Below are 11,675 nucleotides of genomic sequence, written 5' to 3'. Positions count from 1 at the left end.
ACTGGTAAAGCAAAGTGTGTACGTGACATCGGTTACTACCTGCGCATGGTAACTTACTGCTGCGTAGTTGGCGGTACTGGTCCTATGGATGACTACCTCTTGGGTGGTTTGGCTGAAATCAACAAAACTTTTGACTTATCCCCAAGCTGGTACGTTGAAGCTCTCAAGTACATCAAATCTAACCACGGTTTGTCTGGCGATGCGGCTGTTGAAGCTAATTCCTACTTGGATTATGCCATCAACGCACTGAGCTAGAAATTCGGCTCGGCACCCGAAGTCATCTCCATCCGTTCGCAATTGCGTTGACGAAGGGACGTGACTTCGGGAATTTTTTTGTCCGTTAGCACGATCGACTAAAATGGGGTTAGATAGATATTTGTTGCAACCGCCAAGAAAGATCGCCCATTGAAAGTCGATCGGCGATCGGTTCTCTAAAATCAAACTCCCAACTCCCAACTCCCAACTCCCAACTATGGAAGATGAATCCCAGATCGAATCAGGCGAACCGCTAACTGTTGCACAGGCGATCAAAAATCTCCAAAGCCAAGATTTGGGCTTACGGAAATATGCAGCTTGGTGGTTGGGCAAATTTCGGGTGGATGTGCCAGCAGCGATTCCCCTCTTAATTGCCGCATTACAAGATGAGGACGATCGAACGCCAGAAGGTGGCTATCCTCTGCGCCGCGCTGCTGCTAGAGCTTTGGGCAAACTCAGCGATCGACAATCAGTGCCCGCGCTAATTGAGTCTCTCCAGTGCGCGGATTTTTATGTGCGGGAAGCGGCAGCACAATCGCTAGAAATGTTGGACGATCCGAGCTGTATTCCGGTGTTAACACAGATGTTAGCAGCAGCCGTGCGCGATGGCCGATTGTTGCCGCAAGGTGAAGATTTCTCGCAGCCATACGACTCAATTCTCGAAGCCTTGGGGACATTGGGTGCCACAGATGCAGTGCCGCTGATTCAGCCATTTCTCGAACATCCGATTCCACGCGTTCGATATGCAGGCTTGCGAGCGATGTACCAACTCACTCAAGATACGACTTATGGCGATCGATTAGTTGATGCGCTCGCGGACGGCGACTTACAAGTGCGTCGGGCACTGCTCTCGGATTTGGGAGCAATTGGCTATCTCCCCGCCGCCGGGCCGATCTCCCAAGCTCATGCCGAAAATAGTCTCAAACTAATCGCGCTCAAAGGGTTATTAGAGGCTCAAATCGCGCTCTCACCATTCGATCGACTGTCTGACGGTGCCGTCCAGGTCATGCAATTAATGGATGCACTGCTGTAGAACAATGCATCCAGGTTTTACCCAAGAGCAGGGCGTGAACCCCCGATCTTGTAACCAAGCAGCTAATTGCTAACTATCAACTACCGAGAATTTTTGACGGCAGTGAGAAATAATACTACTGTCAGCGGAATAGTGGCGGCGAGGATACTACCAGTGACTGCTGTGCCTAATTCTGGTGCCCCAGAAGTGAGTTCAAACACCGAGCCAACTGCGGCGATCGCCGAAATTGAGGCACCGAGCAAACAAATACCAGTCAGAGGGGTATACATGAAACGGACTAAGCTCCTGGAGTGATGTGTTGAACGTGTTGGAGAGAGAAACCTTTTTTCTTGAGTTCTTCGGTGAGGGCGAGTTCGTTATCAACTCGATCGACAAATAAGACACCGTTGAGATGATCCAGCTCGTGCTGGATCGCACGGGCGAGTAAACCGTCAGCCTTGAGCGTGCGTGGACGACCGGATTCGTCACGATAAGCCAATTCAATCGTCTCTGGCCGTTCGACATCCAAATACACACCAGGAATGCTCAAGCATCCCTCTTGGTCTTTACAGAAGACTTTGCCGGACTTTTTAATCGCGGGGTTGATCAGGATCAGGGGTGGAGCTTCAGGTTTGTCTAGCTCGCAGTCAATGACGATTAATTGTTTGTGAATGCCGACTTGGGGTGCGGCTAAACCGATCCCGTCGGCACTATACATCGTCTGGAGCATGGCCACGATCGTCCGGCGGATTTCTTCATCCACACTGGCAATCCGTTTGGCTGGCTGACGCAACACGCGATCGCCCAGATAGTGAATATCCAGCGGTGGGTTGGCTAATTTTTTCTTTTCAACAAGGATGGATGTCGGCATGAACGAGGGGGAAGTACGCGCGAGGATGGCTGTAGGTCGATCTGAAAGCTAGTTATCATTTTAACAGGATTTAGATGTTTGAGTACCTGCTCCCGATCGGATCGACGACTACTACAGACTAATCATCAGCATATTCTGAATTGCCCAGCGTCCCGATCGAGAAAATATCGCTACTTTCAAAAGAAATTTCGGCGAGATCGACATTGGGAATTATTTTAATTTTGATTGTTATTTCACCCCCTGCGAACAGATAGTGCTTCCGCATACTTTTTGGCTAGCTTTTTCCAGCTAATTTCTGACCCAATTGCGATAAATTCAAAACGTGACCGCCAGTTACCAAATAAACGGTACTGGCGATCGATCCGATTTGGCGCGTCAACAGCCCCAACCGATCGCGAAACAACCGCCCGCTGGGATAGGCTGGGACTACACCCCAACCAGTTTCTTCGGCAACCATCACGATCGTTGCCAGACTGGTGGGCAAGACAGCCAATAACTCTTGAGTTAGCGTTTCCCACTCCAGATCCGATCGATCGAGCAAGTTGGCTACCCAGGTGCCCAGAGAATCGATTAAGAGACACTGTGTCGGCGCGGCGAGATCGATCTGACTCGCTAAATCCTCAACCGCTGAGATCGTCTGCCAGTTGGCTGGACGCCGCTGTTGATGGCGATCAATCCGAGCTTGCCATTCGGTATCGGTGGGATCGACAGTAGCGGTAGCGATATAGGTAACAACCTTGCCACTATCGATCGCGAGTGATTCTGCCCATTCACTCTTGCCGCAGCGCGCCGCACCTGTGACCAAAATTAGTTGTTGTGCCGTTTGTGTAGTCATCGATCGCCCTAATTGAGTTATGCTGTTATCCATTCAAATCATTGGTATCCAACTATAGCTATTAGTAGCTATGAGTTGAGTTAGCACATCGCGATCGCCTCAACTGTCAACCGATCTAATATGCCAATATCCACAGACCATCTTCCGACCCCGAACGCCCAATCGCCAACAGTCCAAATCCCCAAATTCAGCCATTTGCGTCAAGATGCCAATCCGATCTTGGCGGCACACATGCTCCAGGAAATGTATAAATTAGTGACTGAGTGGCAACAAGAGTTAGAAGAGATCGAACGCCAGAAGATCGAAGTTACTGCTAACGGGCCAATTTTAGCTGCCTGGTTGGAATCGCGCACCTTTAAGCGTACCGCGACTGGAGCCGCAATTCCGACTCCTTATGTGACGATCGACGCCAATGGCTTGACGACGATCGATCCTCAGGCTGGTTATCGCTTGTGCGGATTGGATGAATATGGTGCGCTGTGGACGCGTCCGTGTCTGATGACGGAGATTTTGAGCGTGAGTCAAGCAATTGCTAGATATCAACAGATCAAGGATTTAACCGCTCGTCAACAGCAAGTCGAATCACATATTCGCCAAATTTTGGAAGATCTGGTACATCTCAGAATGAAGCTAGAAGATTAGGTATTGCGGTGTTGCAATAACCAACAGCAGCAACGATCGATAAATCAGTTATTTATCCTTGAAATATGCGACGATCGAACTCGCGATCGTTAGATTACCATCGGTTTTAATTTTCGCAGTCAATCGCGGTGGTTGTAATGGGGAATTCAAGAAATCCCAATCGCTACCAAAAAAATCGTCAGGATTAATGATTTGATGATAGCCATAATCCTGCATCCCAGTGAGGATAATTTCGGCTTCAGCAAAACCAGATCGGGTCAGTGAAACGATCGGAATTTGCAGCTTCAAGGCTTCGGCATAAGTCGAATAGCCTGGTTTCGAGACGACTCGATCGCACAATGGCATAAAATCGACCGGACGCACCGCCAGATCGAGGGCTTTGACTAAATTGGGTAACTCTGGAGCCTGCCTATCGAGGGTAATAAATTGATGATTGGGAAAGCGATCGATATTTTGATACGGAATCGCATCTAAACTCAATCCACCAAATGTTAATAAGATCGTCCGTTCTTTCGGTTGGATCAGATTGAATTTTTCGCGCAGGACATCTAGTGAATACTTAGGGTCACCACCCGTCAGACCGACATCTTCGATCGCCGGAAATCGCGACATCGATTCATGTAAGGGCACTCTAAAAAGCCTGTCACATTGTCCGTAACAATCGCTAATCCAGTCCGCGATTGCTGTGAATTCTCGACCCCAATCGCGATAAATAAAATCCCAGCCAAAGTTACCAGACATCCAGCAAGGCACACCTAGTTGTTTGGCAATTAACACGGCTAACGGGGGCGCATCGGCAAATACTAAATCAACCTGTTGCTCCCGACAAAAAGCCACTTCTTCAGCGATTATTTCGGCTTGGTTATCGATAATCTTTTGCCACTTTGATCTGGTGGCATCCAGATCCATTTTGAGACTATCGGCTTGCACGACTCCCACATCAAATCCCCGTTGTCGATAGCTAAAATCACCATCGATATAACACTCCAACAACCATTTCGGCGCAGTTGTTACCAGAATTAACTTCACGGCTGGTAATAACTTTTGCAGTTGGCCAGCGATCGACGCCGTGCGCGCAGCATGACCGAAACCATGATCGGTAATGGCAATATAAACCGTGAAATTTGACATGGAAGTGGCAATCCTTTAATTGATGAGCTGACTCAAAGATCCCACTAATTCATCAATTTCTGCGGTGGTTGTAAAGTAATGAGTACAAGCCCGAATGCAATCAGGAGCGACAATCGTACGCAGATAAAAATGTTGATCTTCTAAATCTTTCACTAACTTAGCATGATTTCCGGTCGCTACTTGAAAAGAGACTAGACCCGATTGTGGAGCTAGTTCGTTCAAACACTTAATCCCCGTAACTTGTTGTAAACTCTGCCACAGATAAGTAGCTAAGCTTACGATTTTTTCGGCGCGATCGATCGCACTCCCCCAAGTTTGATGAGTGGCAATTGCCGCACGCAATCCCGCATATAAGGGATAAGCCGATGTCGCCACTTCATAGCGACGCGCATCAATTACAAAGGGTAGATCCGGCTGACTGTAATCCAACCCCCGCCAACCAATAAAAGTTGGCTCTAAACTCGCCATCGTCTCTGGATGAATGTATAAACCACCTACGCCTTCGGGACCACACCACCATTTATGTCCGGTAAATGCATAAAAATCGACTCCCAATTCAGCTAAATTCAGCGGCAACCATCCCACCGATTGCGCGGCATCTACCAAGATCCGAATCGGTTGTTCTCCTTGTGCTTGCCTAATTCTGGCCGTAATTTCGGCTAATGGTAATACTTGCCCCGTATTCCACAACACATGACTGAGGACGACTAAGCGAGTTTGGGGTTGTAAATGCGTTGTAATTGTCGCGACTGGATCGCCAGTCTCGAGTGTCGCTTGCAGTGGAAACGAATTGACAACGACGCCGAACCGCCGACAGATTTCACCAATACTCGCGATGACACCTGGATGCTCGCAATCGGACAAGAGAATTCGATCTCCAGGTTGCCAATTAAGACCCCACAGCGCAATATTACAACCAGCCGTGACATTTTCGGTCAGCGCGATCGTTGCTGCGGTTACACCTAATTCTTGGGCGATCGCTTGACGGGTTAAAGCGGCCTCGCGCGCGACTAACTGGTTAGTTTTCAGTCCGAATGGCCCCTGAGATTGGATCTGCTGGTAGGCCGCTACAATCGCAGCTAGAGCCGCTTGTGGCATCGGCCCTTGGCCGCCATAGTTAAAGTATGTTTTATTAGCCAGCGCGGGAAATTGTTGACGATACGTTTCCATAAAAATCGAGCGTAAGGGCTAAGATAGGAGCCGGATCGAGATCGGGCGATCTTCGTTACCCGTTCATCATCAGCTTTTTCGCGCCGTGAGGTGTTATTGAGTGAGCCTCCAATTTTATCTGAATTGTCAACGTAATGAAACCAAATATCTAATCTCTCATTTTCGCTCAGATATTTGGATTGCAGCGGTTCGATCGATCCTAGTTAAGTTTCTGCCAACAACAACGGAATCTAGAGGGCAGTGCTTCATGCTTGCCATCTAGATTCCGATTTGCTCATTTAAGATTGTTGTGTCGATCGCCAAACGTGCTAACAGAAATTAACAACGATGCTTTTACATCAAAATCTTAGCTGTTTTAATGCCAAAAACTGCACTAATCAACCCACAAACCAATCCGTTTAATAAAACTAAGAAACCTGCCGTTAATTGGGCGGAAACTCCCACAAATTCACCATTAGCACCAGATAGACTATTGCCAAACATCACATTAATGAGCAATATCCCTTGCCATCCCAACCAGCACAGCATCAGGATCGAAAATACGCCCAAGATTCCACCGACTACCGCACTCCCAAAGCCAGCAACCCAAGCATATGACGGCTCGAATTTGCCACCCTCACGCAGTAGCTTGTATCTAACTACCATCAACATGCCACTTAAAGTCGCACCCGCCACAGTGCCAATTGGCGACACGAGCGAAAGGCGCATGTACGCAAAGATATAGGCAGGCAAAGCACCATACCAACCATATTGAGAAGATACAGGTGTCTGGATAAAGTCGATCAGCGTCGCCCAAGGGCCAATTATATTTACTAATATTGGTGACAATAGTTTGCCAAACAGCATCGTGCTAATAGCAATGACAAAAGAACCAACCAGCGAGAAGCCAATCGTGACAAATAAAGCCCAGGGAGACTTAATTTTCCAGGTGACGATCGTGCCAGCGACTACTCCAGGTGCTAATAGTACGATCAGTCCGGCAAAGTGAATTAATTGAAGTTGCAGCATATGAAGTGAGAGCAGAATCTAGATCGCTACAGCAGTTATAGTCTTTTCTATACCTAGTGGCATCAGTATTTTCCGCAAATACAACTATTCCCTAGATTGCATCTCAGCTCATTTCGCAAGCTTATTTTATTGCTGTCAGCGATCGCATCCACACAAATTTCAGATCTCGATCGATCTCCTCGATCTCTTCTACCCTTGACAAATCCAAGCACCCCAGAAGAAAGGGTCAGCAAGGGGTTTAACATCATCAGTGGCGATTATCGTTCCGATAGGCTCCGCCAACGAACTCAAGGCTCGAACGGCAAGGAGTTCTTTGATAATTTCTCGCCCGATCGAGCTACTGTTTAGTTCGCCCAAGGTGATGTTGCGAATATAAGCCTGAGCTTGGGCTAGTGCGACTGCGGGAGTAGGTTTAGTGGCAGATTGATAGATTTCAAAGAATTTGTTCATCAGCAAGACTGAGGGCTTGGTAGGGATATTCCAGAGACTGCTGATGACGTATTTGGCACCCGCGATCGCTAGGGCACGGCGTAATCCGAAGACTCCTTCGCTATTGGAGACTGCGCCCAAACCACTAACGCAGGTGACGAGTACACTCAATTCGTTGCCCCAGAGATTCCATTGAGTGATGTCATCGGCGAAAACCACGCCTTTGCCAAATTGAGGGTCTTCTTGTCCCTGAAATCGCCAAATGTTAGCACCAGCCAGGGCAATCCCACTGCGGAGCATCGGATCGTCGGTGGGCTGGGCGAGAAGATCTGGCGGTTGTAAATTGATACCGATTTCATCGATTGTGGCAACGATTCTTTGACACCATTCGTTACCTGCATCGGCGGATTGTTGCCAATATGCACGAAATGCGGGAGTGATTTCGCTCGATCGATTGCGGAGAATGGTTTCCTCTTTGTCTCCCTCACAATTCTGAATGGTTTCAATGAGATCGTTCTGGCTAGGCAGGCTGAAGCCGTGGGTGGCAACAAATAACAGCCGTGGGGCGTTGAGTCGTTCCAGCCTGCCGACTGTAGCCTCGATATCGGTATAGCAGGTAGCTCCATAGGATCTGGCAACTCGTTCGCCAAATTGCCGATTGATGAGCAGCCTGTCGAATCGTTGTCCGTCGAGACGATCGCTAACCTGTAAACCTGTCTTGGGATGAGTAGATGGAGTCGGGGCGATCCCACCGTCATAATCAGGATCGGCCAGGATTAGTGGGGGATTGGTAGAGGTAGGGACGCGCTGGTGGCGGAGGAGATCGCGCGCGGTGATGAGGTGGTGGAAGCGATAACGATCGCCTAGATATTCACCCTCGGCTGTTTTGAGTAGGTGGAAGGGCAAGATCTGGAGGTAGCCATCGGTGGCGAGGTAGCAGGTACCAGTAGTAGGTAAATGAGGGAGGAGTCGATTGAGCAAATCGGACTGGAATTGGCGATCGTCTTGAGGGGCTGGAAGCTCGGAGATCGTTTGAGTGCCCATGCCGCTGTGTTCGCCGCTAAAATCGATGTCGGCATAGGCACGACGGAATTTATCGATCGCCAAATCTAGCTCTGCCGCAACACCACAATCGATCGCCATGACATCCTCAGTGGGATGTGGTGGGACGATGAAGGCTAAATAACGAGCGGGTTGCCATTCCTTGTGAATAAAATCATAGGGACGATACCGGATGAATTCAACCAGGAAGGCATCAGGTGGGAGAATGCTAGTTAGTGCTTGTCGATCGACTACTTGCTGCGCTAGATCGATCGCGGGGATGGATCTGCCCAGTCTTCTTTCTAGCCCCTTGCGGTACTGAAGGAGGGTGTCGAGGCGATCTTTTAGTTCTGGCCGATCGGCAATCGTATAGCTGAGGGCGGCGATTTCCTGGTGGTATGTTTTGAGTTGCTGGAGATCGGGGGCAAGTTCGGGGTTTTGTTGAATCGCTTGATTCACAGCAGCTTCGGTAGCGGTGGCTTGAGCTTTGCGACTGAGAACGGCATTGAGGGCAGCAGTGACGGCGGTAGGATCGTTGGGAAAGTATTGTTGAGTTAGGGAGAGTAAATATTCTAGATTTACGTGTCGTTGTTCGAGATCTTTCAATCGTTCTTGTCGATCGCTAGCAGCGATAACCGTTGTCAGCCAACTGTTTTCAAGCTCGATCGCCTGCTGTAATAGTGGAAGAGACTTGTCTGGCTGCTGTTGTCGAGCGTGGAATAGAGCTAAATTGATGGAAGTTCTAACTAAATTTGGATGTCCGAGATTGCCAAACAGTTTCTCATTAATTGCCTGTGCCCGAACGTACAGCGGTTCTGCCTCTGTCCATCGCCCTTGGGACTCATACAACTGCGCTAAACTGGTCAAATTGCCTTCTAGAAAGTGATTAGGTTTATAGCCAAACAATTCCTCATTAATTACCAGTGCCCGATCGTACAGAGGTTCTGCCTCTGCCCATCGCCCTTGCCGCGAGTAAACTAGGGCTAAATTGTTCAAACTGAGTGCTAGAGTGTCATTTGGTCGTTCGCTAAATAATTTCTCATTAATTGTCAGTGCCCGATCCAAATGCGATTCGGCTTCATCCCATCGTTCTTGTAACTTGTAAAATAAGCCTAAATTGTTCAAACTAGTTGCCAGATCGCTATTGGGTCGATCGCCAAACAATTCCTGGCGGATCGCCAGTGCCCGATCGTATAGCGGTTCCGCCTCCGCCCATCGTCCCCGCACCTCATACAATCCAGCTAAATTGTTTAAACTCGAAGCCAAATCGTTATTAGGTCGCTCGCCAAATAATTCCTCATACATTGCCACCGATCGCTTGTGTAGTGGCTCCGTCTTCGCCCATTGCCCCTGCAAACGGTACAATTCGGCTAAGTTATTTAAACAGGCTGCAAGAATGTCATTCGGTCGATTGCCAAATAACTCCTCACAGATCGCTAGTGCCTGAGTATAAAGCGGTTCTGCCTCCGCCCATCGCCCCTGCGATCTGTACAACTCCGCTAAACTATTCAAGCTAATCGCCAGATCCTGAGTGGGTTGTTCGCCAAACAATTCCTTACGGATCGCCAGTGCCCGATCGAAGAGTGGTTCTGCTTCCGTCCATCGCCCCTGTGACTTGTAAAGTGCCCCTAAAGTATTCAAGCTATGTGCCTCCAAGGGGGTGTTGGAGTTAGACAAATATTTCTCAACTAGTTCTAGTGCCTGTTGCGCGATCGGGATAGCTGCGGCAATTTCTCCTTGGCGATAGAGTTGAGTCGCTTGAGAATGCAACTGGTTCCAGTTGCTAACAATTCCTTCAACACTTTGCAATGCCCGCTGATAAAGCGATCTTGCCTCTGCCGATCTCCCTTGTGATTGATACAATCTTGCTAAATTACCCAAGGTAGTAGTCACAGCCTCACTAGGTCGATCTCCAAACAAGTCCCCATAGATCGTTAGTGCCCGCTTATATAAAGGTTCCGCCTCCGCCAATTGTCCCTGAACCTCATACAACCCAGCTAAATTATTCAAGGTACCAGCCAGATACTGATTGGAACTGGGGAAATTATAGCTAGCTAGCCCCAAAGCCCGCTGCAAGATCGCGATGGCTGCGGTGATTTTTCCTTGGTTAAAAAGTTCAACCCCTTGAGCATTGAAACGGTTACAGTTGTCGATATTTTTGGCGAGAGTTTGAGCTTCCATCCGCAACACATGTCGATAATCCGAATACATCTTACTGTAGGGATCTAGAACCTTGGCGGCATACATCTCCATCACTTCAGGTAATTTCTCATCTACCAATCGTGAGTATTTTTGATAGACGATCGCTTTCTTCCCAGATTCACAGGCAAGTAGCTCATTAATAAATTTGATATACTCGGACATCTGTTGTTCGTTCACGCTCTTAGCCCCGATGATTTACAAATGTTGACCGGACAAAGTTACCGAATTCAGGGGCTGACCACTACATAACTCGATCGCCAGATCTGACTTCCCAGTGGTGGCTTACTCGCATAATTCCACAAATCCATCAACTGGTCTTCTGTCAAACTCAATACCCCTGCCTGCGCCTGCTTCAACCATTCCCAATCCGGCAACTGGGCAAAAATACCCGCCCAGAGTGAATTAGTACCGAGAGTAGTTGGGATAAAAAACTTATGTGCTGACGGTGGATACTGCGGCAATAGCCGAACATCACCTGTAAGTTTGGGATCTGTCACCAAACAAGAGGGTGAAATTAGCTCGATACTCCCCAGGGCATCTTGCTCGACCAAAATCAAATACCCCGATAATCCCGCAGGTATCTTTAGCAATACTTTTTTACCACTGAGCAACCTTTTTTGAAAGACACTTTCTGTCAGCACATCCTTCAAGCCAGCATGTTCTATTTGTTGCGGTAGCACCAGCCCAAATCGATCGTCCGCATTCTCCGCCAACCCCCACAAATTCTTCCACACAGTTTCCCGATTCCACCCATTCCATTCAGCATCAGTGAAAAAAGTCTCCCGTTTGAAATCTAACGCGGTGAAAATCTTTTTCCAAGAACTTTGTGCGACCTTTTCGCCCTTGAAAGCCTTTGTCACCGTCGGTCGAGCAATGTCGGTTAAAGCTAGCTCATCGAGCAACCCTCTCGCCGTATCGATGCCGCAATCCTTGAGCGCGGTTTGCCACTCTAGTAAACCACGAGCGGACATCTCGATCCCTTTAGCTACCTGCTCTGTATTTGTCTGCATATTATTGACTAAACTCACGCTAGATTTTTAATCTACCATACCTAGTATTATTCTGTGTAATCTTGGAAA

The 11,675-nt window shown here is 48.3% G+C and carries 11 protein-coding genes and 1 pseudogene; 3 read left to right on the top strand and 9 right to left on the bottom strand.

Going from position 1 to position 11,675, the window contains the following annotated elements:
* Both RMO27_RS14770 and RMO27_RS14765 read left to right on the top strand, forming a co-directional pair.
* Window positions 1–255, top strand: a pseudogene (locus RMO27_RS14770) (phycocyanin subunit alpha); the annotation flags it as partial.
* 217 nt (window positions 256–472) lie between these two features.
* Complete coding sequence (locus RMO27_RS14765) at window positions 473–1,288, top strand: HEAT repeat domain-containing protein (RefSeq protein ID WP_309733800.1); 816 nt, start codon at window positions 473–475, stop codon at window positions 1,286–1,288.
* A gap of 80 nt (window positions 1,289–1,368) precedes the next feature.
* On the opposite strand, the gene RMO27_RS14760 is transcribed toward RMO27_RS14765, so the two are convergent.
* The 4 genes from RMO27_RS14760 to cobU all read right to left on the bottom strand — a co-directional run bounded on the left by RMO27_RS14760 (window position 1,369) and on the right by cobU (window position 3,006).
* Window positions 1,369–1,557, bottom strand: a complete 189-nt coding sequence (locus tag RMO27_RS14760) for a hypothetical protein (protein WP_309733799.1) — start codon at window positions 1,555–1,557, stop codon at window positions 1,369–1,371.
* Between the two features lie 8 nt (window positions 1,558–1,565).
* Complete coding sequence (gene def / locus RMO27_RS14755) at window positions 1,566–2,138, bottom strand: peptide deformylase (protein ID WP_309733798.1); 573 nt, start codon at window positions 2,136–2,138, stop codon at window positions 1,566–1,568.
* A 118-nt stretch (window positions 2,139–2,256) separates the two neighbouring features.
* Window positions 2,257–2,403: a hypothetical protein gene (locus RMO27_RS14750; RefSeq protein ID WP_309733797.1), complete on the bottom strand. Its 147-nt coding sequence runs from the start codon at window positions 2,401–2,403 to the stop codon at window positions 2,257–2,259.
* Between the two features lie 9 nt (window positions 2,404–2,412).
* The gene (cobU, locus tag RMO27_RS14745; protein ID WP_309733796.1) at window positions 2,413–3,006 is read right to left on the bottom strand and encodes a bifunctional adenosylcobinamide kinase/adenosylcobinamide-phosphate guanylyltransferase; all 594 of its coding nucleotides are present in this window, start codon (window positions 3,004–3,006) and stop codon (window positions 2,413–2,415) included.
* An 87-nt stretch (window positions 3,007–3,093) separates the two neighbouring features.
* On the opposite strand from cobU, the gene RMO27_RS14740 reads away from it, so the two are divergent.
* Window positions 3,094–3,615, top strand: coding sequence for a hypothetical protein (locus RMO27_RS14740; protein WP_309733795.1), 522 nt, complete (start codon window positions 3,094–3,096; stop codon window positions 3,613–3,615).
* A gap of 48 nt (window positions 3,616–3,663) precedes the next feature.
* On the opposite strand, the gene RMO27_RS14735 is transcribed toward RMO27_RS14740, so the two are convergent.
* From RMO27_RS14735 to RMO27_RS14715, 5 genes are all read right to left on the bottom strand, one after another.
* On the bottom strand, window positions 3,664–4,746 hold the full coding sequence (locus tag RMO27_RS14735; RefSeq protein WP_309733794.1) for a glycosyl transferase: 1,083 nt from the start codon (window positions 4,744–4,746) through the stop codon (window positions 3,664–3,666).
* A 15-nt stretch (window positions 4,747–4,761) separates the two neighbouring features.
* Window positions 4,762–5,916 (bottom strand): aminotransferase class V-fold PLP-dependent enzyme, encoded by a 1,155-nt coding sequence (locus RMO27_RS14730; protein ID WP_309733792.1) that lies wholly within the window; start codon window positions 5,914–5,916, stop codon window positions 4,762–4,764.
* Window positions 5,917–6,249: 333 nt separating this feature from the next.
* A complete protein-coding gene (locus RMO27_RS14725; protein WP_309733790.1) occupies window positions 6,250–6,924 on the bottom strand; it encodes a hypothetical protein in 675 nt (224 codons plus the stop codon).
* A 189-nt stretch (window positions 6,925–7,113) separates the two neighbouring features.
* On the bottom strand, window positions 7,114–10,773 hold the full coding sequence (locus RMO27_RS14720) for a CHAT domain-containing tetratricopeptide repeat protein (protein WP_309733788.1): 3,660 nt from the start codon (window positions 10,771–10,773) through the stop codon (window positions 7,114–7,116).
* Window positions 10,774–10,823: 50 nt separating this feature from the next.
* Entirely contained in the window at window positions 10,824–11,606 is a 783-nt protein-coding gene (locus tag RMO27_RS14715) for a hypothetical protein (protein ID WP_309733787.1), read from the bottom strand.
* Between the last annotated feature and the right edge of the window lie 69 nt (window positions 11,607–11,675).

Origin of the sequence: Chamaesiphon sp. OTE_75_metabat_556 (assembly GCF_031378165.1) — a bacterium.
GTDB lineage: Bacteria > Cyanobacteriota > Cyanobacteriia > Cyanobacteriales > Chamaesiphonaceae > Chamaesiphon.
Note: the sequence above shows the minus strand (reverse complement) of the source record. Positions and strands in the feature narration are given on the sequence as shown.